This is a genomic window from Stenotrophomonas sp. 115C5 (genome assembly GCF_056861055.1).
Genome location: NZ_JBSPUQ010000001.1, coordinates 106,544 through 132,658, shown reverse-complemented (window position 1 = coordinate 132,658; position 26,115 = coordinate 106,544). Strand labels below are relative to the sequence as shown.

At 65.9% G+C, this 26,115-nt stretch carries 23 protein-coding genes, 3 tRNA genes and 1 pseudogene; 22 read left to right on the top strand and 5 right to left on the bottom strand.

Annotated features, from left to right (window positions below):
* Positions 1-120 precede the first annotated feature (120 nt).
* The 7 genes from AC13FN_RS00680 to AC13FN_RS00650 all read left to right on the top strand — a co-directional run bounded on the left by AC13FN_RS00680 (position 121) and on the right by AC13FN_RS00650 (position 8,068).
* Positions 121-639, top strand: a complete 519-nt coding sequence (locus AC13FN_RS00680) for a GspH/FimT family pseudopilin (RefSeq protein WP_049436551.1) — start codon at positions 121-123, stop codon at positions 637-639.
* On the top strand, positions 636-1,106 hold the full coding sequence (pilV, locus tag AC13FN_RS00675) for a type IV pilus modification protein PilV (RefSeq protein WP_049436552.1): 471 nt from the start codon (positions 636-638) through the stop codon (positions 1,104-1,106). The genes AC13FN_RS00680 and pilV overlap by 4 nt, the downstream gene beginning before the upstream one ends.
* Entirely contained in the window at positions 1,103-2,284 is a 1,182-nt protein-coding gene (locus AC13FN_RS00670) for a PilW family protein (RefSeq protein ID WP_082587874.1), read from the top strand. Before pilV ends, AC13FN_RS00670 begins: the two co-directional genes overlap by 4 nt.
* Positions 2,285-2,364: 80 nt before the next feature.
* Positions 2,365-2,775, top strand: a complete 411-nt coding sequence (locus tag AC13FN_RS00665) for a pilus assembly PilX family protein (RefSeq protein ID WP_343144385.1) — start codon at positions 2,365-2,367, stop codon at positions 2,773-2,775.
* On the top strand, positions 2,772-7,481 hold the full coding sequence (locus tag AC13FN_RS00660; RefSeq protein WP_478415848.1) for a pilus assembly protein: 4,710 nt from the start codon (positions 2,772-2,774) through the stop codon (positions 7,479-7,481). The genes AC13FN_RS00665 and AC13FN_RS00660 overlap by 4 nt, the downstream gene beginning before the upstream one ends.
* A 23-nt stretch (positions 7,482-7,504) precedes the next feature.
* Positions 7,505-7,918 carry a type IV pilin protein gene (locus AC13FN_RS00655; protein WP_065428005.1) on the top strand — a complete coding sequence of 138 codons (414 nt, stop codon included), beginning with the start codon at positions 7,505-7,507 and terminating at the stop codon, positions 7,916-7,918.
* A gap of 73 nt (positions 7,919-7,991) precedes the next feature.
* Positions 7,992-8,068: transfer RNA gene (locus AC13FN_RS00650), tRNA-Asn, on the top strand.
* Positions 8,069-8,128: 60 nt separating this feature from the next.
* Here the strand turns inward: AC13FN_RS00650 and AC13FN_RS00645 are convergent.
* Positions 8,129-8,386, bottom strand: a pseudogene (locus tag AC13FN_RS00645) (GspH/FimT family protein); the annotation flags it as partial.
* Between the two features lie 15 nt (positions 8,387-8,401).
* Positions 8,402-8,653 (bottom strand): pilus assembly FimT family protein, encoded by a 252-nt coding sequence (locus tag AC13FN_RS00640; protein WP_482984312.1) that lies wholly within the window; start codon positions 8,651-8,653, stop codon positions 8,402-8,404.
* A 128-nt stretch (positions 8,654-8,781) separates the two neighbouring features.
* On the opposite strand from AC13FN_RS00640, the gene uvrB reads away from it, so the two are divergent.
* From uvrB to AC13FN_RS00625, 3 genes are all read left to right on the top strand, one after another.
* Positions 8,782-10,806 (top strand): excinuclease ABC subunit UvrB, encoded by a 2,025-nt coding sequence (uvrB, locus tag AC13FN_RS00635; RefSeq protein ID WP_019337166.1) that lies wholly within the window; start codon positions 8,782-8,784, stop codon positions 10,804-10,806.
* Between the two features lie 107 nt (positions 10,807-10,913).
* A tRNA-Val gene (locus AC13FN_RS00630) sits at positions 10,914-10,988 on the top strand.
* Positions 10,989-11,086: 98 nt separating this feature from the next.
* Positions 11,087-11,161, top strand: a tRNA-Val gene (locus tag AC13FN_RS00625).
* A gap of 98 nt (positions 11,162-11,259) precedes the next feature.
* On the opposite strand, the gene AC13FN_RS00620 is transcribed toward AC13FN_RS00625, so the two are convergent.
* Positions 11,260-11,592, bottom strand: coding sequence for a hypothetical protein (locus tag AC13FN_RS00620; protein ID WP_482984313.1), 333 nt, complete (start codon positions 11,590-11,592; stop codon positions 11,260-11,262).
* Positions 11,593-11,775: 183 nt separating this feature from the next.
* Between AC13FN_RS00620 and AC13FN_RS00615 the strand changes: the two genes are divergently transcribed.
* Positions 11,776-11,916 carry a hypothetical protein gene (locus tag AC13FN_RS00615; protein ID WP_010486087.1) on the top strand — a complete coding sequence of 47 codons (141 nt, stop codon included), beginning with the start codon at positions 11,776-11,778 and terminating at the stop codon, positions 11,914-11,916.
* Between the two features lie 45 nt (positions 11,917-11,961).
* Here AC13FN_RS00615 and AC13FN_RS00610 read toward each other — a convergent pair whose 3' ends face one another.
* The gene (locus tag AC13FN_RS00610) at positions 11,962-12,246 is read right to left on the bottom strand and encodes a hypothetical protein (protein ID WP_019337170.1); all 285 of its coding nucleotides are present in this window, start codon (positions 12,244-12,246) and stop codon (positions 11,962-11,964) included.
* 30 nt (positions 12,247-12,276) lie between these two features.
* Positions 12,277-13,044 (bottom strand): MipA/OmpV family protein, encoded by a 768-nt coding sequence (locus AC13FN_RS00605; protein ID WP_482984314.1) that lies wholly within the window; start codon positions 13,042-13,044, stop codon positions 12,277-12,279.
* A 145-nt stretch (positions 13,045-13,189) separates the two neighbouring features.
* Between AC13FN_RS00605 and AC13FN_RS00600 the strand changes: the two genes are divergently transcribed.
* The 11 genes from AC13FN_RS00600 (at position 13,190) to uvrC (ending at position 26,104) form a co-directional block, all read left to right on the top strand.
* Complete coding sequence (locus tag AC13FN_RS00600) at positions 13,190-13,861, top strand: response regulator transcription factor (RefSeq protein ID WP_482984315.1); 672 nt, start codon at positions 13,190-13,192, stop codon at positions 13,859-13,861.
* Position 13,862: 1 nt separating this feature from the next.
* Positions 13,863-15,206, top strand: coding sequence for a sensor histidine kinase (locus AC13FN_RS00595; RefSeq protein WP_197578859.1), 1,344 nt, complete (start codon positions 13,863-13,865; stop codon positions 15,204-15,206).
* 59 nt (positions 15,207-15,265) lie between these two features.
* Positions 15,266-17,665 carry a DNA internalization-related competence protein ComEC/Rec2 gene (locus tag AC13FN_RS00590; protein ID WP_482984316.1) on the top strand — a complete coding sequence of 800 codons (2,400 nt, stop codon included), beginning with the start codon at positions 15,266-15,268 and terminating at the stop codon, positions 17,663-17,665.
* A 3-nt stretch (positions 17,666-17,668) separates the two neighbouring features.
* Positions 17,669-18,331 carry a MotA/TolQ/ExbB proton channel family protein gene (locus AC13FN_RS00585; protein ID WP_019337175.1) on the top strand — a complete coding sequence of 221 codons (663 nt, stop codon included), beginning with the start codon at positions 17,669-17,671 and terminating at the stop codon, positions 18,329-18,331.
* 3 nt (positions 18,332-18,334) lie between these two features.
* On the top strand, positions 18,335-18,757 hold the full coding sequence (locus tag AC13FN_RS00580; protein WP_260364318.1) for an ExbD/TolR family protein: 423 nt from the start codon (positions 18,335-18,337) through the stop codon (positions 18,755-18,757).
* A complete protein-coding gene (gene msbA / locus AC13FN_RS00575) occupies positions 18,754-20,502 on the top strand; it encodes a lipid A export permease/ATP-binding protein MsbA (protein WP_010486079.1) in 1,749 nt (582 codons plus the stop codon). Before AC13FN_RS00580 ends, msbA begins: the two co-directional genes overlap by 4 nt.
* Positions 20,502-21,521, top strand: coding sequence for a tetraacyldisaccharide 4'-kinase (lpxK, locus tag AC13FN_RS00570; protein ID WP_109813808.1), 1,020 nt, complete (start codon positions 20,502-20,504; stop codon positions 21,519-21,521). The genes msbA and lpxK overlap by 1 nt, the downstream gene beginning before the upstream one ends.
* Positions 21,522-21,595: 74 nt before the next feature.
* Positions 21,596-22,369 (top strand): 3-deoxy-manno-octulosonate cytidylyltransferase, encoded by a 774-nt coding sequence (gene kdsB, locus AC13FN_RS00565; RefSeq protein ID WP_482984317.1) that lies wholly within the window; start codon positions 21,596-21,598, stop codon positions 22,367-22,369.
* Positions 22,366-22,854: a low molecular weight protein-tyrosine-phosphatase gene (locus tag AC13FN_RS00560; RefSeq protein WP_197654457.1), complete on the top strand. Its 489-nt coding sequence runs from the start codon at positions 22,366-22,368 to the stop codon at positions 22,852-22,854. The genes kdsB and AC13FN_RS00560 overlap by 4 nt, the downstream gene beginning before the upstream one ends.
* On the top strand, positions 22,851-24,263 hold the full coding sequence (locus AC13FN_RS00555) for a hypothetical protein (RefSeq protein ID WP_482984318.1): 1,413 nt from the start codon (positions 22,851-22,853) through the stop codon (positions 24,261-24,263). Before AC13FN_RS00560 ends, AC13FN_RS00555 begins: the two co-directional genes overlap by 4 nt.
* On the top strand, positions 24,260-26,104 hold the full coding sequence (uvrC, locus tag AC13FN_RS00550) for an excinuclease ABC subunit UvrC (protein WP_049436565.1): 1,845 nt from the start codon (positions 24,260-24,262) through the stop codon (positions 26,102-26,104). The genes AC13FN_RS00555 and uvrC overlap by 4 nt, the downstream gene beginning before the upstream one ends.
* Positions 26,105-26,115: the final 11 nt, after the last annotated feature.

Sequence of the window (26,115 nt, the reverse complement as noted above, 5' to 3'; positions counted from 1 at the left end):
GGAGGGCGGGTCGTCAAGGCTTTGACGCCCGTCGCCCCGGAATGACCGTTCATCCTGCCGCCGCTTGCCGGGGGCAGGGCGATGGCCCATCGTGGCCATCAACACGCTGGGGAGCGTCCAATGTCTTTGCGCCGGCAAAACGGCTTCACGCTGGTTGAGTTGATGGTCACGGTTGCCGTCCTGGCGATCCTGAGCACCATCGCGTATCCCAGCTTCCAAAGTACGATCCGTTCCAATCGAATGGCCACGACCAGCAACGAGTTGATGGCCTCGCTGGCGTTGGCGCGCTCGGAAGCGGTCAAAAATGCGCACGGCGCCGGCATGTGTGCTTCCAGTACCGGTACCAGTTGCGATGGCAAGTCATGGACCGAAGGCTGGATGGTGTGGGATGACACCAACGGCAATGGCGGCTTCGATGCCGGGGAGGCCGTCCTGCGTTACAGCGAGCCACGCGCAGCGATGTCCGGAGTTGATGTGAACGCGGTGTCGGTGGCGTTCGATCCCCGTGGGCGCAGTCGGGCCGCTACCGCCACCGACATTACTCTTCGCCCAGACAAATGCGGTGACCAGCCACTTCAACGGCGTCTGACGGTGTCCCTTACGGGCCAGCTCAGGTTGCACAAGGAGGCCTGCAAATGAATCGCCGTCGCATCCAGTGGAAAGTGGCGCGCCATCGCGCGCAGAACGGGTTCAGCCTGATTGAAGTGCTGATCGCCATTCTTGTGCTCGGCATCGGGCTGCTTGGCTTTGCTCTGCTTCAGACCATGAACGTACGCTACGTACAGAGTGCGAACTACCGCACCCAAGCCACCAACCTCAGCTATGAACTGCTCGATCAGGTCCGTATCAATCGTGTAGCTGCCGCGTTGTACGTAGGTGACTACTCAGCGACTACAAGCGAGTGCAATCCGCCGATCGGCAAGGACATTGATCAGGCAGCCTTCATGAAAGATTGGCGTTGCCGGCTGGGCAAAGCGCTCGGCGACAACGCCAGTGCATCCGTTACTCGCAACAACAACGTGGTCACGGTGCGCGTCAGCTGGGGAGATGAGCGCTGGAGTGCAGATGCCGATGACACTACCTTCAGTGCGAGTACACGCCTGTGAGCACGCTTCGTTCCCGTCGTTATCTGGCTGGTGTGTCGATGATCGAGCTCATGATTGCGCTCGCGATCGGCTTGATCATCATGCTCGCCGTGATCCAGGTGTTCGCCGCCTCCCGTGCGGCCTATCAGTTGTCCGAGGGCATGGCGCGCGTGCAGGAAAATAGCCGGTTCGCGATGGATACCCTACAGCGCGAACTGCGGATGGCCGGCCATTTCGGTTGCGTCAACGACCAGTCGCACGATCTTTCCGGATCGCTGCACAGCACCTTGACTGCCAGCGCGCATCCAACCCTGGACTTCGGCCGTTCCATCCAGGGCTATGAAGCTGTCGGGACCGCGCCCGGCAAAGATGTCACGATCAGCGCTGATCCGCCGACTGGCGGCGTGGACTACCTCCCCGTGCTGCCGAAGGAAATCGCTGATGCCCTGCCGAACCGGGTCAACGGCAGCGATATCGTGGCAATGCGCTACCTGATGCCCGACGGTGTCCCGGTAACCCTGATCGGCGGCACCGCGTCCAAGCCGATCTTCAGTTTCGACGCCAAGCGCGTGGCGGTGCTGAACAGTGGTGTCAGCAATCCGGGATTGTTCGGTGTCGCAGATTGCATTTCCGCGACCACGTTCCAGGCCAATGCAGTGAATGCCGCTGCCGGTACCGTGACCTTTGACACCGCGCCGAACAACACCGGCACTTTCAGCAGCGTCTATACCGAAGGGCAGACCATGTTGCATCGCGCCGAAAGCGTGGTGTTCTACGTCGGTAAAGATGCCGACAGGGAGCAGACCTCGCTGTACCGCGTCCGCTTCGGTGCCGCTCCCAATGGTGCATTCACTGCCAGCGCGCCCGAAGCGCTGGTCGAGGGTGTGGCTAACATGCAGCTTCTGTACGGGCAGGATCGCGGCCTGACGCGGACCGCACCAACCGGCTTCATCGACCGCCAAGGCACCGCTGATGACGTGGAGAAGTCATTGACCGATACCGCGCAGGCCTGGCGGCGTGTGGGTGCCGTGCAACTGGGTCTGGTCATGTCCAGCCCCGACCCGGCCGCAGCTACCCAGGCCAAGGACGGGGCGGCACTCACTGCGCTGGGGGTGACCTTTGCCGCGCCCAGTGATGGGCGCATGCGCTCCACCTACCAGACGACCATCGCAATCCGTAACCGCCTGTTTGGCAACTGAGGCATCCCATGGCTCTACGCGCGCCCCGCTGGCAACCTCCTCGCACTCAACGGGGTGCGGTGCTCTACGTTGCCCTGATCATGCTCATCCTGCTGGCCCTGATCGGCATCGCAGGCATGCAGGTAACAGGCATGCAGGAGCGCATGGCGGCCAATTATCTACGGACCAACCTGGCGTTCCAGAACGCTGAGCAGAATGCCCGTCAGGTTGAGGACACCATTGCCACCACCATCGAAGGTGGTGGGTTGTACGCTGCGGCGCAGGAGGCCTGCAGCCCAACCTACGACCCACTGACCTGGGCCAATGGAGTTTCCGCCAACTCGGCGCAGTACACCCGTCGGATCGACAAGTGCTTCCCATCCTCCAGTCGTCGCGTGGGTGCGAAGTTGAACGAAGACACCGGCAACATCTATCAGGTCACTGCCCTGTCCAGTGATGCCACCACCAACGCTTCGGCCAGCGCCGTCATCGATACGGTTTTCATTCCATGAACACTCCGCGCCGTTTCCTCCGCCTCACTCCGTCCCAGTGGTTGCGATGGGGTACCGCTGGTGCTGTCGTCGCTGCTGTCGCCGCGCTGGTGATTCCGCTACGTGCGGCCATTGGTGACTTCGATATCGCCCAGGAGCCGCTATACAGCAAGCAGAGCCAGCCACCGCTGATGATGATGGTGATGTCGCGTGACGAACAGCTGTTCAACAAGGCATACAGCGACTACACCGACATCGGTGGCGGTCCTGATGGCAGTGAGGACGGCATCCTCGATACGACCTATCTGGATGCATTCGAGTACGGCGGCTACTTCGACTCCAAACTCTGCTACTCGGTGACAGGAACTGGAGCCAGCGCACTGTTCAAGGCTGCCGCGAAGGGCGGTGGCAATAACGGTCATAGCTGCACGGGCCAGTGGTCCGGCAACTTCCTCAACTGGGTCACCATGAGCAGGCTGGACGTCATGCGTAGCGTGCTTTACGGTGGACTGCGCACAACAGACAGCCTGACCCAGACCATCATCGAGCGCGCGCGGATTCCCAATGATCTGCACGCTTGGGTGAAGGTGTATACCGGTTCAGACATCGGCAGCTTCGCACCGCTGACGGCGAACTCCACCGGCTGGTCATTCTGCAATGGCAACACATCTGCCACCAGCGGGTCGCTGATGCGGGTGGCTTCGGGCAACTGGTCCGAGTGGGCATCGACGGCCAGTTATCAGTGCGGCGTCGGCCGTACCGATACCGACGGCAAGCGCGACGTGCCCGGATCGGCAGCGGACTATGCTGTGCGCCTGGATGTCTGCGCGGGAGGCACTGACGCCTTGCGCGAAAACTACTGCCGCAAGTACACCAGTGGCAATACCGATCGTTACAAGCCGGCCGGCCTGCTGCAGACCTATGGCGAGAGCGGGCGCCTGCGTTTTGGCCTGATTTCCGGTACATATGCCAATCCGCGTGATGGTGGCGTATTGCGCAGGAACATCGGCAAGCTGGCCGGCAATGGTGACAGCTTCTGCGGCACCGGTGACGAGATCGATCTCTCCACCGGACAGTTCTGCTACATGAAGTCCGGCGCGACCGCCAATGGCGAAGGGGTGATCAACACGATCTCCAACTTCAGCATCGACCAGTGGAACTGGAAGGATAACTGGACCGACTGCAACCAGTACGGCATTCTTAATCGTGTAGGCACCGATAAATCCAAGATTCTCAACAACCCCGGCTCAGGCAACCAGAAGTGCAGCGCCTGGGGCAATCCGCTGGCGGAGATGTATGCAGAAGCCCTGCGCTATGTGACGGGTGGAAGCAAGGTTTACAGTGATTCTGGTGATCTCCCTACGCTTCCAACCGGCATTGCCTGGGTCGACCCCTATCGGGACCCGGCCAAGGGCGGCAACTCCTATTGCGCTACCTGCAACATTCTGGTCATGTCATCTGGTCTGCCGTCGTTCGACAGCGACAACATTGGTACGTTGCCCGCTTCGATCAACGCGACTACCGCGACCAACGATATCGGAACCGCTGAGGGCATCGCCGGCAAAAGCTGGATGATCGGTCGCGTGGGTACGACCCCGAGCGGCACCGTGCTCAATACCCACGAAGATATCTGCCAAGGGCGTACCGTCGACAATCTCAGCCTGGCGCGTGGCATCTGTCCCGACATTCCTTCGATGGAGGGTAGCTATCTGGTGGCAGGCATGGCCAAGGCTGCAGCGGCTACCGATCTGCGCCCAGGCGTACAGAGCAAGCCAGCCAGTTACAAGATCTCCGCCACCACCTATACCGTGGCGATGGCCGAGAACCTGCCGAAGTTCGAGATCAAGGTCGGCGGCAAGACCATCAGTCTGGCGCCGTTGTGCCAGGCCAACAACGACGGTTGGCTGGAAATCAAGGACGCCGGTTGGCGCAGCTGCTTCCTGGGTTCGGTTGGTGTTGGAGTGAAATCCGGTGTCAACAACAACAAGTACGGTCGGCCGTACGCGAATGACGCGAGTTCGGGCAGCTTCTCGCTGGTATGGGAGGACTCATTGTGGGGCAATGACCACGACAATGACGTTGTGGCGATGATGAGCTACTGCGTAGGGGCAGCCTGCAACACTGTGCCGCCGGGTGCCAATGACATGTGCTGGCGTGCTGATCCGACCCGCAGCGTGGTTGCCAATACCACCACCACCCTGTGCAACCGCGATCAGTCCAGTCGTGGTACCACCTTGCGCAGCACCGTGGCGGCCGACGAAGTGTTGATCCGAATCGAGAACCTGTCCGCCTTCGCCGGCAACGCAATGCTGACCGGCTATACCATTTCCGGCTCGAACGCCGCCGATACGGTGCAGCGTCTGACCCTGCGCAAGGGTGATTACCAACGGGGCACCAGCGGTCCTGCGCGCAATGGTTCCGTCATTACCCAGTCCGACGATTTCCCGAGTACGTGGGATCGGCCGGTGGTGATCAAGTACAAGGCCTCAAGTGGTGTGGCAGCCGGCCAGCTGGAAAGCCCGCTGTGGTACGCCGCCAAATACGGCGTGCCGGCTGGCAAGAAGTGGGACAGCAAGAAGCCCGGAGTACCCGACAACTACTTCCTGGCTCGCAATCCTTCCAAGCTGCGCCAGGCGCTGGATGACATCTTTGCCAGTGCTGCCGAGGGCGACGCGCCGGTCGGTGGCAGTGGCTCGGGTGCACGCATCACTACCGGCTCGTTCACGGTAGGCTCGCATTACAAGGTTACTGCCGGCTCAAATGACTGGACGGGTGACGTGGTGGGAACCCAGGTGTTGCCCAGCGGCGCCGATGGTGATGAATTGTGGCGTGCATCGAGCAGGATGGCGGGCGCCAACCGCAAGATCTTCATGGCGACATCCGCCAACATGCAGGACACCAAGGACGTGGTCACGCCAGTAGCTGCAGCGGCGTTCACGGCGTCCGCCATTCCAGGCAGCACCCGCGCGCAGAAGCTGGCGGTGATGGGCTTCAGCACCACCCCGACACCGATCCCGGCCTGGTTCGGTAGCACGACTGTCGACCAACTGGTCAACTATCTCAGTGGCAGCGCAGTGCCTGGGCTTCGGACCCGCACCTCGCCTCTGGGTGACATCATCAACTCCACTACTGAAATCGTGTCCAACCGCGATGATTTTGGCTATGGGGGCTGGACGGCGCAGAGCGTTGCGTGGAAGCAGACGCTCGGCAGTGCCTACAAGACCTTCCTGAATGCAAAGCGTGCGGCCAATGGACCGCCAACCATGGTTTATGTCGGTGCCAACGATGGCATGCTGCACGGCTTCAATGCCAGCACCACAGCGGCGGCGGGCAGGGAGGAGTTTGCTTTCATTCCGTCCACATCACTGCAGCACATTGCCGAACTGGCGAACCCGAAGTATGGCCACCGCTACTATGTGGACGGTCCGGTGACATCTTCGGATGTCTATTACGGTGATTCCTGGCATACCGTGGTGGCGGCGACCACCGGCGCCGGTGGCGCGAGCAAGGCGCCGAATGCGGCAAGCGTCGGCAATGGCTCGGTATTCGCTCTGGATGTCAGCGATCCGAGCGGGTTCGACGCCAGCAAGGTGCTGTGGGAAGTATCCGGCAAGAACGAATCAGATCTTGGTTTCGTGCTTGGCAAGCCAGCGATCGTTCCGTTGACCAGCGCCACCAGTGGTGGGGCACCGCGTTTTGTCGCGCTGTTCGGCAACGGTGTGAACTCGTCAGGTGGCAAGGCTGTGCTGTACGTGGTCGATATCCAGACCGGCAAGGTGCTCAAGCGCTTGAGTCCGGCTGATTCCAAGTACGTGGGCCGCAATGGCCTGATGAACATCGTGCCGGTGGCGCTGAAGAATGCGGACGGGGTGACCGATACGGTGTATGGCGGCGACATGAAGGGCAATCTGTGGAAGTTCGATCTGTCCAGCAATGATCCGGCCAACTGGAACGTGGCCTATAGCGGAGCACCACTGTTCACTGCGACCCGCAACAACGTGGCCCAGCCCATCACCGGAAGCATCGAAGTCAGCAGCGGTCCAGCCGGCGGCATCAGTTTGTTCTTCGGTACCGGGCAGTACTTCGCGGCCGACGACAACACCGTCAATGCGAATACCGGCGTGCAGACGCTGTATGGCGTATGGGACGATCTGAAAACACCGATCGCCGACCGCACCAGCCTGGTCCAGCAGAGCGTCTTGGTTGGCACCGACAGCAATGGCTATGAGACCCGCGACATTACCTCCAATCCGGTCAGTTATACGAACAAGCGTGGCTGGTACGTAGACCTGACCGTCGATTCAATCGTTGATGGCGAGCGTTTCATTGCAACGCCGACGATTCAGAGTGGCCGTGTGTTCTTCCTGACCTATGTTCCCGGGAGCGCCATCTGTGGCAGCGGGGGGGTCAACTGGCGCTACGGTGTGTACCTGCTGACCGGCGGGGGAGGCATGTCTGGCCTCAGCGACAAGCCCGGCGGTGATTCGATCTGCACCGGCAACTGTGGTGGAATCAAGCTGACCAAGGGGGGCAAGGGCAGCCAGGGCGGACCGATTACCAACAACAGTGTGTTTGTCCCCAAGCTGACACCCTGCGACCCCAGCAAGACCAAGTGCAAGGTGGATGAGTTGCTGGAACCATGCACCTATATGCTTGGTACCCAGGGGGCCGATGGCATGTATCTGCCACGGCCCTGTGGGCGCCAGTCATGGCGGCAGATTCGATGAACTGTTTGCAATCCGGGAAGCCTATGCGCATGAAATCATCATTTCGGACCGTCCGTGGTTTCACTCTGATCGAGCTGATGATCACCGTTGCCGTAGTTGCGATTCTTGCCGCTGTTGCCATGCCGGCTTACACCGAGCACGTGCGCAAGGCCCGGCGCGCCCAGGCCAAGGCCGATCTGGTGGAACTGGCGCAGGTGCTGGAACGCAATCACACCACTCAGAACACCTACGCCGGTTTGACTCTGCCGTTCACCAGCTCGCCGCGCAACGGCACCTCGTTCTATGCACTGTCCTTGAAAGGTGATGCGACTGCGGCCGCGTTCGAGTTGCAGGCGGTACCGGAGAATGGCCAGGAAGACGACAAATGCGGGACCCTGACCCTTGATCAGGCCGGACGAAAGACGCCGAATGCCAGCAAGGGCCCCGGATGCTGGTGAAGGGCGGGCCGTTTCGCCACATTGCAGAAAAGGCTTGCACTCCCCTGCGAACGCTGGCTAAAATGCGCACCCCGCCCGAATAGCTCAGCCGGTTAGAGCACTTGACTGTTAATCAGGGGGTCGTTGGTTCGAGTCCAACTTCGGGCGCCAGATTCGAAAAAGCCGCGAGAAATCGCGGCTTTTTTCGTTTCCGCGATGGCATTTCAGTTTTCAGCACGGGGTGGGACTGCGCGGGCGCTGGCTCCTGACCCGTCCCGGGACGCTGATGATGACGCGGCTGTGCTCCTGTCCATTCATGCACAGCACGATGGACTGGTTGGTGCCTGCATTGCGGCCGTCGGGCCGGAACCGTATGTCGGGCCGATGATCGCTGGTGCGCAGGTCGACATGACGCCGGCGTGCCCTGTGTACGCGGAGTTCCCTTGCGGCGCCGGTCGCGCTGTTGGCCGGTTCGACCTGCACCCGCCAGCCCTGGCTCCATGCCTAGTCACACCTCAGGCCATCCGACGAACCGCAGACCGTCACGCGGCGGCGTTCGGTGATGGCGGCGTTGCGTGCCATCGACAGGCTGGCGACCAGTTCGGCGCGCAGCGTTTCCGCCTGGAAGTGCCGCAGCGTGCGTTGCCAGGGGCCCCACGCCAACGCCAGCAGGACCGACAGCACCATGACAGCGATCAGCAGCTCGATCAGATGGAGGCCGCGATGGAGCCGGGCAGGGCGAAGATGAAGGGACATGCCTCCAGCCTCGTTCCGTGCTCGCGCATTCACCATCGGCCAACGCCGCGGCTGCCTGCCCGGAAACCCCTCAGCCGGCCGTCACCGCTTGCCCCGTATACTCACCCTTCCCGGGAACTGGCAACACCATGAGCGACCGTTTTGAACTCGTCTCGCCGTATTCGCCGGCGGGCGACCAGCCTGATGCCATCGCAAAGCTGACCAGCAACTTCGAAGCGGGCATCGCCAAGCAGACCCTGCTGGGCGTCACCGGCTCGGGCAAGACCTACACCATCGCCAACGTCATCCAGAACGTGCAGAAGCCGACGCTGATCATGGCGCCGAACAAGACGCTGGCGGCGCAGCTGTATGGCGAGTTCAAGGCGTTCTTCCCGCACAACGCGGTGGAGTATTTCGTCAGCTATTACGACTACTACCAGCCGGAAGCCTACGTGCCGTCGTCGGACACCTTCATCGAGAAGGACAGTTCGATCAACGAGCACATCGAGCAGATGCGACTGGCGGCGACCAAGACCCTGCTGTCGCGCCCGGACGCGATCGTGGTGGCGACGGTATCGGCGATCTACGGCCTGGGCGCGCCGGAAGACTACCTGTCGTTGCGCCTGATCCTGTCCAAGGGCGAGCGCATCGACCAGCGCGACCTGATCAACCACCTCACCCAGCTGCAGTACACGCGCAATGAGTATGAGCTGCAGCGCGGTACGTTCCGCGTGCGAGGTGAAGTGATCGACGTGTTCCCGGCGGAGTCGGACAGCGAAGCCCTGCGCCTGGAACTGTTCGATGGCGAGGTCGAGAAGATCACCCTGTTCGACCCGCTCACCGGCGAGACGCTGCGCAACATGCAGCGCTTCACGGTCTACCCGAAGACCCACTACGCCACCACGCGCGAGCGTGTGCTGGCAGCGATCGAGACGATCAAGGTCGAGTTGAAGGAGCGGCTGGAGCAGCTGTACGCGCAGAACAAGCTGGTCGAAGCGCAGCGCCTGGCGCAGCGCACCCAGTTCGACCTGGAAATGATGGCCGAGGTCGGCTTCTGCAACGGCATCGAGAACTATTCCCGGCACCTGACCGGCAAGAACGCCGGCGAGCCGCCGCCGACCCTGTTCGACTACCTGCCGGCCGACGCGCTGCTGGTGATCGACGAATCGCACGTGACCATTCCGCAGATCGGTGCCATGTTCAAGGGCGACCGTTCGCGCAAGGAGACGCTGGTCGAATTCGGGTTCCGGCTGCCCTCGGCGCTGGACAACCGGCCGCTGCGCTTCGAGGAGTGGGAAGAGCGCTGCCCGCGCAGCATCTACGTGTCCGCTACGCCAGGCCCGTACGAGTACCGCGAGGCGGGTGACGAGATCACCGAACTGGTGGTGCGCCCGACCGGCCTGATCGATCCGGTGGTGGAGATCCGTCCGGTCGGTACCCAGGTCGATGACCTGATGAGCGAGGCCAACGCGCGCATTAAGGCCGGTGACCGGGTGCTGGTCACGACGCTGACCAAGCGCATGGCCGAGAACCTCACCGAGTATCTGACCGAGCACGGCATCCGCGTGCGCTACCTGCACTCGGATGTGGATACGGTCGAGCGCGTGGAGATCATCCGCGACCTGCGCCTGGGCAAGTTCGACGTGCTGGTGGGCATCAATCTGCTGCGCGAAGGCCTGGACATGCCGGAAGTGTCGCTGGTGGCGATCCTGGATGCCGACAAGGAGGGCTTCCTGCGCTCGACCGGTTCGCTGATCCAGACCATCGGCCGTGCCGCGCGCAACGTGCGCGGCAAGGCGATCCTGTATGCGGACAAGATCACCCGTTCGATGCAGGCCGCGATCGATGAGACCGACCGTCGTCGCGCCAAACAGGTCGAGTACAACGAGGAGCACGGCATCGTGCCGCGCTCGGTGGCGCGCCCGATCGTCGACGTGCTGGAAGGGGCGCGTTCGGACGCCGCCGAGAAGGAAGCAAAGAAGGGCAAGGGCAAAGGCAGGCCCGGCGTTGCCGAGGAGGGGAGTGACTATCGATCGCTCAGCCCGGCCCAGCTGGCGTCCCGTCTCAAGGCACTGGAACAGCAGATGTACCAGCACGCCAAGGACCTGGAATTCGAGGATGCCGCCCGCGTGCGTGACCAGATCCGGCAGCTGAAGGAAGCGAGTCTGGGCTGAACGCGGCAGTGCAGCATCTTCTTCACAAAAGTGTTGCGCTTCACGGCCGGCATCCGTAATATACGCGGCCTGCACCGACGCAATCGCGGACGTTCAGAAGCAAAAACGGGCGGTTAGCTCAGCGGTAGAGCACTACCTTGACATGGTAGGGGTCACAGGTTCGAACCCTGTACCGCCCACCACGAAGTCTCCGGAAGGAGGCTGTCGTGAACTGCAAAGCCCGGCCCTGGCGCCGGGTTTTTACGTAGCAAGGCCAGCTCTCGGGCGGCAAGAACAAGATGGGCGGTTAGCTCAGCGGTAGAGCACTACCTTGACATGGTAGGGGTCACAGGTTCGAACCCTGTACCGCCCACCACCTGGCTCCCGGCATTGCCGGTGCAGCGGTGGATCACGATGGAAGCCGGCCCTGGGCCGGCTTTTTTCGTTTTAGGCATCGACCATGGTTCCACATGGTCAGCGTTGCACGGCCAGGTCTTCGACGCTGATCATCCGCTGCAACTTCCAGTGGCCGTCCACGCGCTCCCAGAGCTGGGCAACGCGAACCGTCGCACCACGCGTGGGCTGGGCATCGGCGGGTTCGCGTTGCAGAGGCTGGTTGGCCAGCCTCAGGACCCGGTCCTGGCGCAGCCGGTAAAGCAGCAGGGAGGGCGAACCGCAATCCTGTCGTACGGCTTCCGGCTGCTGGGTTTCGGCAATCAGGATCTGGCTGCGAAGGGCCTCTTCAGAGTGTTCGTTGCCCGCGCCGAACAGGCTGGAGAGCAGCAGCATCAGGGCAAGCATCGGCATGGCACGGTGCTCCAGCGGGAAAGTGCACGCAGGCTGGCATGACATGTGGGGTGCTGCAGCCGGTCTGCGACGAAGGCCGGAATTGAGCCGCCAAAGACGGCCGGGGGGGCGATGAATCCGGGCCATGCAGGCGTAGACTTCGGTCTACCGCGCAATCGCGCCGTCACTGCAAGGAGCTGCCGCATGAGCGATCACGTTCCGGTTTCCCGGCCCAATCCCATCCTCGAGCTGCTGTTCGGCGGCAACATGCTGGAGGGTACCTTCAAGGCGGTGATCTGGGTGGCCCTGCTGGCGGCAGTGCTGGCGTGGACCACGTTCCGCTGAGTCTTCCCGCGGCTCTGCAGCACCGGCAGCGTTGCTGGCCTGCGCTCAGGCGCTGAAGGCCTGGCGCAGGCTGCGCAGGGTGGCCTGGCGATGTTCCTTTGCGGTTGCTTCGCCCATCTCAAGTTCCTGCAGGCGCAATCCCACCAGCGTCATCGACAACGCATAGCCGCGTGCCGCATCGGCGGCACGCGACAGGCCGAGTGCGCGGCGCGTCAGTGCGTTCACGTGTTCCAGGTCGGGCAGCAGCCCCAGGTAGGCGCGCTCGGCGCTGTCCAGGTCCGGGGCACGCAGGATCGCGTGCGCTTCAGCAGCAGGGGAGACGGAGGCCATGGGGGGTCCTTGTCCGTTGCGGGCGCTCGATCAGAACGAGCGCATCAGGGAAATGAAGGCCGACGTCTGCGTGCCGCGACGGGCCATCGGGCTGTCCTTTACGGCATCGCCGAACCACTGGTTGGCGACGACGCCGGTCGCGCGCCACTTCGTGCCCAGAGGCGTACTGACCGCGATCTGCAGGCTCGGCGATGTCGCGCTGCCCGGGGTGTAGGCGGCAAGTCCCGAGCGCAGCGCTTCTTCGTCGGTGATGCCGTAGTAGTAGTCGAGCAGGCGCGCACTGGAGTGCACCACGCCGACCTTGGGCACCCAGGTGAAGCGACCGGCCTGGATCGGATAGCTGTAGTGCAGGCGCGATTCCATGCCACCTCCGTGGCCGGTGACCTCGCGCATCACGCTGGCCTCGACGATGCCCCAGTCGGCGCTGTATTCACCATTGATGCCGGCCATGGCGGACATCTGCCGGCTGTGCAGGCGACGCAGCTGAGGATCGTTCACGTCGTCGGTCTTGAAGCGCAGCGTGTAGGGCGTGACCGCCGCCGACAGGCGCAGGCCTTCGCGCTTGTACAGGTACATGCCCAGCGAGCCCGGGCTGGCGAAGAAGCGCTCGCCCTGCCAGGCAATGGACGGTACGACCAGCGGCTTGACGTCGTAGTGGGCGTAGGCCCCTGAGGTCGCGCCGGCACTGATACCGGCCTGCACCCCCGGGTTCCGGTCGGCGGCGTGGGTGATCAACGGAAGGCCGATGGCAGCGGAGAACAGCAACGGGCGCAGCAGGGTCGGGGACAGCGACGGCATCGATCAGCCACTTTGCGGGGGATGGCTGTGCATGGTGCGGGCACAACATTGTCAGAACATTGCGCCTTGGCATTCGGCACGCGAAGGCGCCCAAAGCCGGCGCCAGGCACTATGATCGGCACCGTTTCCGGTAGCCGAGCCCCTGATGCGCATCCTCCTGGTCGAAGACGATCCCGATCTGTCCCGTGCCCTGCAATCGGGCCTGGAGCGGCAGGGCGTGGTCGCCGACGTGGTCGGCAGCCTGGCCGAAGCCGCGGTCGCGCTGCGCGAGCCGGTGCACCAGCTGATGCTGCTCGACCGCCAGCTGCCCGATGGCGATGGCGCGGCTTTCGTCGCCACCGCGCGCGCGTTGCGCCCGAACCTGGCGGTGATCATGTTGACGGCCAAGGGCAGGCTGTCGGACAAGGTCGAGGGGCTGGATGTCGGTGCCGATGACTACCTGGTGAAGCCGGTGGCGATCGAGGAGCTGATGGCGCGGATCCGCGCGGTCTCGCGCCGGCCCTCGGCGATGGTGACGCCAAGCCTGCATCTGGGCCGGCTGGAATTCGACTTCGAATCGCTGCAGGCGCAGGTGGAGGGCCAGCTGTTGGCGCTGCCCCGGCGCCAGGTGCTGGTGCTGCAGGCGCTGGCGATGCGGCAGGGGCGCACGGTCACCCGCAGCGCTCTGGAGGCGGCGGTGTACGGGTTTGATGATGAGATCCAGTCCAATGCGCTTGATGCGCACATTTCCAAGCTGCGCAAGGCGCTGCAGCAGGCCGGGGCCGGCGTGGAGATCCATGTGATCCGCGGTGTCGGCTACCTGCTGGCGGAGGCCTGAGATGGCCCGTCCGATCCGCTCCATCACCCTGGGCCTGGCCTGGCGGTTGTTCCTGGCGCAGGCCTTTACCGTGCTGTTCGCGGTGGTTGCGTTGATCCTGACCTGGGGTGACAAGGACACCTGGGGCATGGACATGTTCATGGCCGAGGCGGTGGCCAAGGCGGTGCACAGCGAAGGTGGCCGGCTGGTGCTGGACCAGGCACGCTGGGAAAAGCTCGATGCCAGTGCCGGCGGCAACCTCTGGTTCGCGGCAGTCGACGACAAGGGGGTCTGGTTGGAGCGCGGCACGATTCCGGCGATCCACGCGCCGCTGCTGGCGCGGTTGCCGACGCTGGGCGCGACCGAACTCGGTTCGCTGGTGCCGCCCTACCTGGATGTGGCGCGGGTGATGATCCGCAACGAGGACGGGCGGCGCATCACGGTGATGGTGGGCGGGGCACCGAAGGGCGGGCTGCTGGACGGCGCGCTGATGGTGCTGCGCCTGATCGGCCTGTGGTTCTTCCTGCCGCTGATCGTGGTCACGCTGCTGGTGATGCCGACCGTGATCCACCGCGCGATGCGTGGCGTGCGCCGCTCCGCGCAACAGGCCAAGGAGCTGGATATCGGCCAGCCGGGTGCGCGGCTGGATGCGCAGCTGGTGTCGACCGAGGTCGCGCCGTTGGTCGAAGCCTTCAACGACGCGATCGACAAGGTGCAGCAGGGCTATGCGGCGCGTGACAAGTTCCTTGCCGATGCCGCGCACGAGCTGCGTGTGCCGATTGCAGTGGTGCAGGCGCGCCTGTCGCAGCTGCCGCAGGGCGAGCTGAAGTCGCAGCTGCTGACCGACGTGGCGCGGCTCGGCAACGTCGCCGAGCACCTGCTTGACCTGCAGCGACTTGATCGCAATGTCGGCGCACTGCAGCGGCTGGATCTGGCGCTGCTGGTGCGTGAAGCGGCAGCCGATCTGGCGCCGCTGGTAGTCGGTGCCGGCTACGGCTTCGAAGTGGATGCACCTGAGATGCCGGTGTGGATCCACGGCGACAGCCTGGCGCTGGGCCGGGTGATCGCCAACCTGGTGCACAACGCCATCGTCCATGGCGGCGGGCGCGGCACCATCTGCGTGCGCCTGGACACGCGCGGCCTGCTGGAAGTCAGCGATCAGGGTGCCGGTATTCCGGTGAGCGATCGTGAAGCGATCTTCGAGCCGTTCCATCGCCTCCGCGCGGCGGGCAGTGGCAGTGGCCTGGGCCTGCATCTGGTGAAGGAAATCGTGCAGCACCACGGCGGCTCGGTCAGTGTCGGCGAGGCCGCCGGCGGCGGCGCCAGCTTCCGGGTCAACTTCCACCGCGGCACCGTCCGGCGCTGACAGCCACGCGGGGAAAACCCCGATAGGCAACCTGTCGCGCCCGGCGGCAGGCTGATGGAATGGCTTCCGAACGTTCCGCGCCGGCCCTGTTCGGCCCCGGCTGCGCCGCCGGCCTGGTGCTGGGCGCGCTGGCCTGCGTGCAGATGCCGGCGCTGCTGCCGCTGTGGCTGAGCGTGCCGATGGCGGTTGCCGGTGGCGCGGGCTGGCTGCTGCGCTGGCGCGGCCGCACCTGGGCTGCAGTCATGCTCGGCCTGGCATGGGCAACAGTGCACGGGCAGTGGGCCATGTACAGCCAGCTACCACCCGGCACGCCGCCGCAGGATGTGCAGGTGCGAGGGCGGGTGGCTGATCTTCCACAGAGCGGGCCCGGCTACACGCGCTTCGTGCTGCACGTGGATGAGGCCGATACGTTGCCAGCGTTGCGTGGCAAGCGCCTGCAGATCACCTGGAACGACCCGTGGCGCGGATCGTCAGCGCACGGGGCCGAGGGCGGACGCCATGCGGTTCGTGCAGGGGCGCATTGGCAGTTGTCGTTGCGCGTGCGTGCGCCACGCTCGCGGATCAATCCCGGCGGCTTCGATGGCGAACGCCATGCATTGCTGCGTGGTATCTCCGGCAATGGCACGGTGCGCGACCCGGGCGCTGCCCGTGAGCACGCGCCTGCGCAGGGCCTGCCGGCCTGGCGCGAGCGCAGCAGTGACGCCATCGCCACGCAGGTGGCACATCCTGCCGCGCGGTTCGTGCAGGCCTTGGCCCTGGGCGACACCCGCGGCCTGTCTGATGCCGACTGGGAACACCTGCGCGCCCTGGGCCTGACCCATCTGGTCGCCATCTCCGGGTTTCACGTGGGCGTGGTGGCGGGCTTCGGCGTACTGCTGTGCCGCGTGTCGTGGTGGCTGTGCCCGCTGCTGGGACGGTACTGGCCACGGCCGCAGGCGGCGGCATGGGGCGCGGCGCTGGCCGCAGCCGCCTATGCCGTGGCAGCCGGCGGCGCGCTGCCAACGGTGCGCGCGGCGCTGATGATCGGGTTGGTGGCACTGGCCCGTGCCGGACGTCGCCCGGTGGGTGCGGGGCAGGGGCTGGCCCTGGCCGCGATGGTGATGCTGCTGCCGGCGCCGCTGTCGGTGCTGTCGGCCGGCTTCTGGCTCAGCTTTGGCGGCGTGCTGTGGCTGCTGTGGTGCCTGCCGCGAACCGGGCCGGAGGGCGCCGGTGGGGGCCTGCGTGGCTTCCTGGCCGCCCAGGGCGTGGCCAGCCTCGGCCTGTTGCCGCTGTGCGTGGCCCTGTTCGGCGGCACCGCGCGCTTGGGGCCGCTGGTCAACCTGCCGATCATTCCGTGGTGGACCCTGCTGGTGGTGCCGTTGTCGTTGCTGGGTACTGCGCTGCAGGTGCTGCACGACGGTGCCGGGCGCTGGGCCTGGCGTGCCGCTGCCTGGCTGTTCGAGCTGAGTTGGCAGGCGCTGCAGCCACTGGCGCTGCACCCGCAGGCGATGTGGTGGTTGGCCGAGGCGCCGCGCTGGGCCGTCCCGGCGGCATTGGCGGGGGTGTTCTGGTGGCTGCTGCCGCGCGGCCCAGGCGGTGGCCTGGCGGGCCTGCTGCTGTGCCTGCCGCTGCTGTGGCCCGCCCGGCATGCACCGGCCGAAGGGGAGCTTGAGCTGCTGGTGCATGACGTAGGGCAGGGCACTGCGGTGCTGGTACGTACGGCGCGGCACGCGCTCTGGTACGACGTGGGGCCGCCGACCGGCGGCGAGGGCAACGAACGCATTCTGGTCCCGGCCCTGCGCGCGCTCGGCCAGGGGCCGCCCCGGCAGGCGATGCTCAGCCATGACCATCTTGATCACACCGGCAGCCTGTCCAGCCTGCGACGGCAGCTGCCCGGACTGCAGCTGCTGGCACCACCGGGCAGCACCATCGCTGGCGCCACGCCCTGCCAGCAGGGGCTGCGCTGGCGGTGGGACGGGGTTGATTTCCAGGTCCTGCACCCGGCGCCGGGCAGCCGTCAGGCCGAAAACGAGGACAGCTGCGTGCTGCGCATCGCCAGCCGCCACGGCGTGGTCCTGCTGCCGGGTGACATCGGCCGGCCGGCCGAGCGGACGCTGCTGCAGGCGTCTCCGGCAGCGCTGAAGGCGGATGTGGTCCTGGTGCCCCACCATGGCAGCGGCGGCAGCTCCAGCGCGCCGTGGGTTGAGGCCGTGGCGCCACGGCTGGCGGTGGTCTCGGCCGGGCACCGCAACCGCTTCGGGCACCCTCGCCAGGACGTGGTCCAGCGCTGGCAGGCGCAAGGGGCCGAGGTACTGGCCACGGCCGATTCCGGGGCGATCCGCATATGGCTTGGCGCACAAGGGCTGCAGCTGCGTGAACAGCGCATCCACGCATCCCGCTGGTGGGATGCCGCTGGGCGGGCGCGGTCGGCTGCTATCCTATCGCCGATCGAACAAGCGGCCGTTGGGCCGGAGGGTTGAAACGTGTGGGAACTGGTCAAGGCCGGTGGCTGGCCGATGGTGCCGCTGCTGCTGTTGGGCGTACTGGCTTTGGCGATCATCCTGGAGCGTTTCTGGTCCCTGCGGCGTACTGAAGTGCTGCCGCCCGGCCTCGGCCAGGAAGTGCGCAACTGGGCGGCACGCGGCAAGCTCGACCCGGCCCACCTGCAGACCCTGCGCGCGAACTCGCCGCTGGGCGCGCTGCTGGCCGCGGCGCTGGAAGCGCGCAACCGTCCGCGCGACCAGATCCGCGAGCGCATCGAAGACACCGGCCGCCACCTGGTGCACCGCATGGAGCGTTTCCTCAACGCGCTGGGCACCATCGCTTCGGCCGGGCCGCTGCTGGGCCTGCTCGGCACGGTGATCGGCATGATCCAGATGTTCCTGGGCATCCTCGACCACGGCGTCGGTGATGTGAACCAGCTGGCCGGTGGTATCGGCAAGGCGCTGGTGTGCACCGCCACCGGCATGATCGTCGCCATTCCGGCGCTGATGTTCCACCGCTACTTCAAGGGCCGCATCCACGGTTACGTGGTGGAGATGGAGCAGGAAGCCAGCGCGCTGCTGGATACGCTGGATGGCCGACCCGGGGTGATGAACCCTGCCGCTGCCACGCGCCCGGCCGGCGCGGCGACGGCGAAGGCCTGATCGATGCGTATCGGCAACGACCGATCCCAGGATGAGCCGCATATCGACCTGGTGCCACTGATCGACGTCATCCTGGTGTTGATCATCTTCTTCGTGGTCACCACTACCTTTGACGCGCGCTCGACACTCCAGGTGCAGCTGCCCACGGCCAGCCAGCAGCCCAGCAATGAGCCACCGCGCTCGTTGAGCGTGCTGATCAACGCCGAAGGCCGCTACTTCATCAATGACCAGGAAGTGCTGCGCAACGACGTCGAGTCGGTCAAGCAGACCATCGCGGCCGTTGCCGGCAGCGACCGCACCCAGCCGGTGCTGTTGCGTGCCGATGCCCGCACGCCCTATCAGGCCGTGGTGACCGCGCAGGATGCGCTCGGTCAGCTCGGCTTCCGCCGTATTGCCATTGCAACAGCACCCGAGGTGCGTCCATGAGTTCCAAACACGCGCCGGTGTGGCCGATCTACAAACGTCTGCTGGGATACACCCGTGCCTACTGGGGCATGATGGTCGCCGCCGTCATCGCCATGGCGGTGGAGTCGGTGGCCGGCTACCACTTCACCAAGCTGATGGAGCCGCTGGTCAACCGCGGCTTTGTCAATCCCGAACCGAAAATGGCGGTGATCCTGCCGCTGACCATCCTCGGCCTGTTCCTGATGCGCAGCGCCGCCACCTGGGTGAGCGACTACGCGCTGGCCAAGACCGGTCGCAGCGTGGTGCGCGACCTGCGTGAACAGGTGCTGGCCAAGTACCTGCACCTGCCGTCCTCGCATTTCGATACCGAATCGACGCCGGTGATGGTCAGCCGCCTGAACTTCGATACCGAGCAGGTCACCCAGGCCAGTGCCGACGCGCTCAAGACCGTGGTTGCCGACACCCTGACCATCATCGCCATGCTGGCGGTGATGCTGCAGATGAGCGTCAAGGTGACCGTGGCCATGCTGGTGGTGGTGCCGATGATCGGCGTGATCGTGTCCTACGTCGGCAAGCGCTACCGGCGCATCAGCCGCGGCATCCAGGACGGCATGGGCACGATGGCGCAGACTGCCGAGCAGTCGCTGGCGGCCCAGCAGGAAGTGAAGGTGCACGGCACGCAGCAGCACGAAATGTCGCGCTACTCGCGCCTGGCCAACCGCATGCTGGCGCTGAACATGAAGGTGGAAATCACCCGTGCCGGTGCCTCCAGCGTGGTCCAGTTCCTGGCCGCGCTGGCGCTGGCGGTGATCGTCTGGGTGTCGACCCGCGAAGCACTGGCAGGCCGCCTCAATGCCGGCCAGTTCATGGGCCTGATGATCTCGATGACGGCGATCATCCCGTCGCTGCGCCGCCTGACCAGCGTGCAGTCCTCGATCTCCCGCGGTGTGTCCGCCGCCGAGCGCCTGTTCGACATCCTCGACATGCCGGTCGAGCGCGACGATGGCCGCAACACGGTGCAGCGCGTGCGTGGCGAACTGGCCTTCGAGCACGTCATGCTGCGTTACCGCGAAGACAGTGGCATCGCCCTGGACGACATCAGCTTCGTGGCCAAGCCGGGTACGGTCACCGCCATCGTCGGTCGGTCCGGCAGTGGCAAGACCAGCCTGATCCGGCTGGTGCCGCGCTTCTACGAACCCAGCGGCGGGCGCATCACCCTCGATGGGGTGGCGCTGGATGACTATCCGCTGGCCGACCTGCGTCGCCAGGTGGCGATGGTCGGGCAGAAGGTCATGCTGTTCGATGACACCATTGGCGCCAACATCGCCTATGGCATGGACGCGACCGATGAACAGATCCGAGCGGCGGCCGAAGCCGCAAACGCCTGGGAGTTCATCGCGCGCATGCCGCAGCAGCTGCAGACCCCGGTGGGCGAGAACGGCGCGCTGCTGTCCGGCGGCCAGCGCCAGCGCCTGGCGATCGCCCGCGCGATCCTGCGCGACGCGCCGATCCTGATCCTCGATGAAGCCACCGCAGCGCTCGACAACGAATCGGAGCGCCTGGTGCAGGACGCGCTGCAGCGATTGATGCCCGAGCGCACCACGCTGGTCATCGCGCACCGCCTGTCGACCATCGAGCATGCAGACCAGGTGCTGGTGATGGACCACGGTCGGATCGTCGAGCGAGGTACCCACAAGGAGCTGCTCACCATGGGTGGCCTCTACCAGCATCTGCACAGCATGCAGTTCCGCGAAAGGCAGGACTGATGGCCGGCAAGGGTACCCAGACCCCGCCGTACTGGTACGACGGCAGCCCGGTTCCGTGGGCGATGCGCCTGCTGGCGCCGCTGTATGCCGGCGTCACCGCGCTGCGCCGGCGCGCCTATCGGCGTGGCTGGCGCAAGCGCTACACGCTGCCGGTGCCGGTCATCGTGGTTGGCAACATCACCGCCGGTGGTACTGGCAAGACGCCGCTGACCATCGCGCTGGTGGAGCGCCTGCGTGCCGCCGGCTGGAAGCCGGGCGTGGCCAGTCGTGGCTACGGCCGCGAAGATGCCGACAAACCGCTGTGGGTGAAGGCCGATACGCCGACCGCCAAGGGCGGTGACGAACCGGTGCTGATTGCCTGGAAGACAGGCGTGCCGGTGCGCGTGGACAGTGATCGCGTTGCTGCCGGCAAGGCGCTGATCGAGGCCGGCTGCGATGTGATCGTCTGCGACGACGGCCTGCAGCACTACCGGCTGGCGCGCGACATCGAGATCGAAGTGGTCGATGCGCAGCGCCGCTACGGCAATGGCCGGATGATTCCGGCCGGACCGCTGCGCGAGCCGGTCAGCCGCGCCAGTGAGTGCGATTTCCGCGTGGTGAATCTTGGCCAGGCCAATGAGGAATCTGCGGCCCAGGCCTGTGGTTTCGGCCAGTGGCCGATGGCCCTGCACATCGACAGCGCGCAGCCGCTGGCCGGTGGCCGTGCCCGTCCACTGTCGTACTTCAAGGGCCAGCGTGTGCACGCAGTGGCCGGCATCGCCCACCCGCAGCGCTTTTTCGACATGCTGCGCGCGCGAGGCATCGGTGTGGTGCCGCACGCCTTCGCCGACCATCAGGCCTATCAGCCGCAGGACCTGTCCTTTGGCAGCCAGCTGCCGGTGCTGATGACCGAAAAGGACGCGGTGAAATGCCGGGCGTTCGGCAATGACTGGCACTACGCGGTCCCGCTGCGCGCCGAGCTGCCTGCCGCGTTCTGGGTGGCGCTGACCGACCGCCTGGACAAGCTGCGACCGAACTGAGTGGCACGGCGGCGCTTGCATTCATGCGCCGCCGGCCGCATTCCCGTTGTAACGAGCCTGCCGAGTACCGCCCCATGACCGAATTCGTCGTCGCCATCCCGGCCCGCTATGCCGCCTCGCGGCTGCCGGGCAAGCCGCTGCGCCTGCTGGGCGGTGAGCCGCTGGTGCTGCATGTGGCGCGCCGCGCGCTGCAGGCCGGTGCCGGCGAAGTCTGGGTCGCGACCGACGATCAACGCATTTCCGACGTACTGTCCGGCCTGGCCGAAGTGAAGGTGGCAATGACCGCCACCTCGCATGCCTCCGGCACCGATCGCCTGGCCGAGTGCGCGCGCATCGCCGGCTGGGCCGATGACACCGTGGTGGTCAACCTGCAGGGCGACGAGCCGTTTGCACCCGCTGCGGGTATCCGTGCGGTGGCCCAGGCGCTGGTTGACGGCAATGCGCCGATGTCGACCCTGGCGACCGCCGTGGAGGATGCAGAAACCCTGTTCGATCCGAACGTGGTGAAGCTGGTGCGCAACGTGCGCAACGAGGCGATGTACTTCAGCCGCGCGCCGATCGCCTGGCATCGCGATGGCTTCGCACGCAGCCGTGACACGTTGCCGGCCGGTCACAACTGGCTGCGTCACATCGGCATCTACGGCTACCGGGCCGGTTTCCTGCAGCAGTTCGCGGCGATGCCGCCGGGCCAGCTGGAGCAGGTCGAATCGCTGGAGCAGCTGCGCGTGCTGGAAGCGGGCTTCCCGATCAGCGTGGCGATCTCGCCGGAACCGTTCCCGCCGGGCATCGACACGCCCGAGGACCTGGAGCGCGCCGAAGCACTGCTGCAGACGCTGGCGGCACGATGAAGCTGCTGGTCGTCTGCCTCGGCAACATCTGCCGTTCGCCGATGGCCGAAGGTGCGCTGCGCGCCCGCCTGGAGGCCTCGCCGCTGGCCGGGCGGGTGCAGGTGGATTCGGCTGGCACCGGCGACTGGCACGTGGGCGAGCCACCGGATCGGCGTGCGATCGCCTGCGCGGCCGGGCACGGTGTGGACATCGGCGGCCTGCGTGCGCGCCAGCTGCGGGCCGCGGATTTCGACCGCTTCGACTGGATCCTGTGCGCCGACGAAGCCAACCTGCGTGATGCCGGTCGCTTGGCCACCTCTGCCCAGCGCGAACGCCTGGCACTGTACCTGCCCTGGTCGGGCGGAGAGGGCCGGGTGGCGATCCCGGATCCTTACACCGGCGGTAGTGATCATTTCGAACAGGTCTGGTCGCTGGTCGACAATGCTGCAAAACGTGTCGTGGCACGACTGTTGCATGACGCCGACTCCGGCATAATCGGGCCATGAACGTCCAGCCCGTCCCGGACCTGCCCGAGTTCGCCACCTGGCTCAATGCCACCCCCTGCACCCTGACCGAACTGCGCGGTCGGCCGGTGGCGCTCTTGTTCGTCAACGCCGCCTCCGCCTGGAGCGCGCAACGCCTGGCCGAGTTCGGCCAATGGCTGTCGCGCCACCCCGGCAAGCTGCAGCCGCTGGTGCTGCAGGTGCCGCGCTTCGACTTCGAACGCGACGCCGGTGACGCACTGAAGCTGTTGCGTCGCCAGGGCCTGACGATGCCGGTCCTGCTCGATGCCGACTGGGATGGCTGGCGCCGCTTCGGGATCACCGCCTGGCCAACCCTGGTGCTGCTGGATGCGCAGGGCCGCGAACAGCAGCGGCTGGTCGGGCAGGGCGCGCCCGGCGAACTGGAGCGTGCCTTGAATGCGCTGTGCGAGGGTGCGCCGTCGGCGCCGCCGCGTGGCGGTAGCGAGCTGCATCCGGAGCCCCGCCAGGCACTGCGCTTCCCGCTGGGCCTGGCGGTCAGTACCGAGCGCCTCTACATCGCCGACAGCGGCCATCACCGCATCCTCGAATGCAGCCATGGCGGCCGCATCCTGCGCCAGTTCGGTCTCGGTACCGCCGATTTCATGGACGGCAACCTCGCCGAAGCGGCGTTCCACCGCCCGCAGGCGCTGGTGCTGGAACGCGATGCGCTGTACGTCGCCGACACCGGCAACCACGCCGTGCGCCGCATCAACCTGCTGACCGGCATCGTCGACACGCTGTGCGGCAATGGCCGCCCCGGTGCGCCGGTGGAAGGTCCGGTCGCGCAGGCCCGGCAGGTCTCGCTGGACCATCCGGTCGGCCTGGCCATCGCCGACAACCAGCTGCACATCGCGATGGCCGGCGACAACCGTATCTGGAGCTACCACCTGGGTCAGCGCAGCCTGCGATGGCGCGCGGGCAGTGGTTCCATCGACGAGCGTGATGGCAGCGGCCATCTGGCCGCGTTCGCACAACCGACTGCGCTGGCCGTAGTGCAGCAGGTGCTGTACGTCGCCGATGCACTGGGATCCTCGATCCGCGCACTGCAGCTGCGCGGCGACCTGGTGCAGACGCTGGTCGGGCAGGGGCCATGGCGCTTCGGCAGTGAAGACGGCCCGCGTGCGGACGCCAGCCTGCAGTTCCCGCAGGCGATCGCGCTCAGCCCGGATGCACCGCTGCTGTGGATTGCCGATACCGGCAACGGCCGCCTGCGCACGCTGCGCCTGGGCGGCGGTGAACTGACCACCCAGCCGCTGCCGCGCCGCCTGCATGGCCCGGCGGGACTGGCGGTGGGCGCAGGTGCGGTGTGGATCGCCGAGACCGACGCCCACGCCGTGCTGCGCTTCGACCCCGACAGCGGCGTGCTCAGCGAAGTGCCGATCAGCGAATGACCGACGTTCCCGCTCCGGTCTTCGACGGCAAGGCCTTCGCGGCCCAGCTCAGCACCGCCCCCGGCGTGTACCGCATGTACGCGGCCGACGACACCCTGCTGTACGTTGGCAAGGCCCGTGCGCTGCGCAACCGCGTCGGCAGCTATTTCAACGGCAGCCCGAAGAACGCACGGATCATGTCGATGATCTCGCAGATCACGCGCATGGACGTGACCGTGACGCGCTCGGAAGCCGAGGCGTTGCTGCTGGAAAACCAGCTGATCAAGTCGCTGTCGCCGCGTTACAACGTCTCGCTGCGCGACGACAAGACCTATCCGCATGTGCTGCTGACCCGCGAGGACTGGCCGCGCATCGCCCTGCATCGCGGCCCGCGCGCCATTCCCGGTCGCTATTTCGGGCCCTATCCCGGCGTTACGGCGGTGCGCGAAACGCTGAACCTGATGCACAAGCTGTTCAAGCTGCGCAGCTGCGAAGACAGCGTGTTCCGCAACCGCTCGCGGCCGTGCCTGCAGTACCAGATCGGCCGCTGCAGCGCGCCCTGCGTGGAACTGGTGGCGCCTGCCGAGTACGCCGAATCGGTGCGCCGCGCTGCGCTTTTCCTGGAAGGCAAGAGCGACGAACTGACCCGCGAGCTGGGCGAGCAGATGCAGGCCGCCAGCGAGGCGCTGGAGTTCGAGCAGGCCGCACGCCTGCGCGACCTGATCTCCTCGCTGCGCAGTATGCAGACCCGCCAGTACGTGGACGGCCGCGCCGCGGATCTGGACGTGCTGGCGGTGGCCATGCAGGGGTCTCAGGCCTGCGTGCTGCTGCTGGCCTTCCGCGATGGCCGCAACCTCGGTACCCGCCCGTTCTTCCCGCGCACCAACGGCGAGGAGAGCCCGGAGGAAGTGCTGGCCGCGTTCGTCTCGCAGTACTACATCGAGTTCGAGCCGCCGCGCGAGATCCTGCTGGACCGCGAGATTCCCGACGCCGACCTGCTGGTCGCCGCGCTGTCGGCCTCGGCCGAGCGCAAGGTGCAGCTGAAGTGGAACGTGCGCGGCGAGCGTGCCGGCTACGTGGAGCTGGCCAGTCGCAACGCGCAGCTGACCCTGGCCACCGAGCTCAACAGCCGCAATGCTCAACACGCGCGCAGCGATGCACTGCGCGACATGCTGGGCCTGGCCGAGCCGGTCAAGCGTGTCGAGTGTTTCGACATCAGCCACACCCTGGGCGAGGCCACCGTGGCCTCATGCGTGGTGTTCGACGCCGCCGGTCCGGTGCGCGCGCAGTACCGCCGTTTCAACATCAGCGGCATCGAGCCGGGCGACGACTATGCCGCCATGCGCCAGGCCATCGATCGCCGCTTCCGCCGTGCGGTGGAAGAGCAGGGCGTGCTGCCGGATGTGCTGCTGATCGACGGCGGCGCCGGGCAGCTGGCACAGGCGCAGGCCGCACTGGCCGACCTGGGCGTGGAAGGCGTTCTGCTGGTGGGCGTGGCCAAGGGCGTGGAGCGCCGCGCCGGCCACGAAGCACTGGTGATGCCCGATGGCCGCGAGCTGCGCCCGGGCGCAGCCAACCCGGCCCTGCAGTTCATCCAGCAGGTGCGCGACGAGGCGCACCGCTTCGCCATCACCGGCCACCGCGGCCGCCGCCAGAAGGCGAGGATGACCAGCAAGCTGGAGGACATCCCCGGTATCGGCCCCCGCCGCCGCGCCAGCCTGCTCAAGCATTTTGGTGGCCTGGTGGGCCTGAAAGCCGCTGGCGAAGCGGAAATCGCCAAGGTGGAAGGCATCAATGACGCCCTCGCGGCACGTATCTACGCTAACCTGCACGGGTTGGCCACGCCTGATGCGGCCGAGTAGAGAGAGAAGCA

Bases quoted from the DNA above. Each gene is read 5' to 3' on its own strand.
- AC13FN_RS00680 (WP_049436551.1), top strand. From the start codon at position 121: ATGTCTTTGCGCCGGCAAAACGGCTTCACGCTGGTTGAGTTGATGGTC.
- AC13FN_RS00555 (WP_482984318.1), top strand. From the start codon at position 22,851: ATGAACGTCCAGCCCGTCCCGGACCTGCCCGAGTTCGCCACCTGGCTC.
- kdsB (WP_482984317.1), top strand. From the start codon at position 21,596: ATGACCGAATTCGTCGTCGCCATCCCGGCCCGCTATGCCGCCTCGCGG.
- AC13FN_RS00610 (WP_019337170.1), bottom strand. From the start codon at position 12,246: ATGGCCTCCGTCTCCCCTGCTGCTGAAGCGCACGCGATCCTGCGTGCC.
- AC13FN_RS00600 (WP_482984315.1), top strand. From the start codon at position 13,190: ATGCGCATCCTCCTGGTCGAAGACGATCCCGATCTGTCCCGTGCCCTG.
- AC13FN_RS00595 (WP_197578859.1), top strand. From the start codon at position 13,863: ATGGCCCGTCCGATCCGCTCCATCACCCTGGGCCTGGCCTGGCGGTTG.
- uvrB (WP_019337166.1), top strand. From the start codon at position 8,782: ATGAGCGACCGTTTTGAACTCGTCTCGCCGTATTCGCCGGCGGGCGAC.
- msbA (WP_010486079.1), top strand. From the start codon at position 18,754: ATGAGTTCCAAACACGCGCCGGTGTGGCCGATCTACAAACGTCTGCTG.
- pilV (WP_049436552.1), top strand. From the start codon at position 636: ATGAATCGCCGTCGCATCCAGTGGAAAGTGGCGCGCCATCGCGCGCAG.
- AC13FN_RS00655 (WP_065428005.1), top strand. From the start codon at position 7,505: ATGCGCATGAAATCATCATTTCGGACCGTCCGTGGTTTCACTCTGATC.
- AC13FN_RS00620 (WP_482984313.1), bottom strand. From the start codon at position 11,592: ATGCCGATGCTTGCCCTGATGCTGCTGCTCTCCAGCCTGTTCGGCGCG.
- AC13FN_RS00615 (WP_010486087.1), top strand. From the start codon at position 11,776: ATGAGCGATCACGTTCCGGTTTCCCGGCCCAATCCCATCCTCGAGCTG.
- AC13FN_RS00580 (WP_260364318.1), top strand. From the start codon at position 18,335: ATGCGTATCGGCAACGACCGATCCCAGGATGAGCCGCATATCGACCTG.
- AC13FN_RS00605 (WP_482984314.1), bottom strand. From the start codon at position 13,044: ATGCCGTCGCTGTCCCCGACCCTGCTGCGCCCGTTGCTGTTCTCCGCT.
- uvrC (WP_049436565.1), top strand. From the start codon at position 24,260: ATGACCGACGTTCCCGCTCCGGTCTTCGACGGCAAGGCCTTCGCGGCC.
- AC13FN_RS00660 (WP_478415848.1), top strand. From the start codon at position 2,772: ATGAACACTCCGCGCCGTTTCCTCCGCCTCACTCCGTCCCAGTGGTTG.
- AC13FN_RS00560 (WP_197654457.1), top strand. From the start codon at position 22,366: ATGAAGCTGCTGGTCGTCTGCCTCGGCAACATCTGCCGTTCGCCGATG.
- AC13FN_RS00640 (WP_482984312.1), bottom strand. From the start codon at position 8,653: ATGTCCCTTCATCTTCGCCCTGCCCGGCTCCATCGCGGCCTCCATCTG.
- AC13FN_RS00665 (WP_343144385.1), top strand. From the start codon at position 2,365: ATGCTCATCCTGCTGGCCCTGATCGGCATCGCAGGCATGCAGGTAACA.
- AC13FN_RS00590 (WP_482984316.1), top strand. From the start codon at position 15,266: ATGGCTTCCGAACGTTCCGCGCCGGCCCTGTTCGGCCCCGGCTGCGCC.
- lpxK (WP_109813808.1), top strand. From the start codon at position 20,502: ATGGCCGGCAAGGGTACCCAGACCCCGCCGTACTGGTACGACGGCAGC.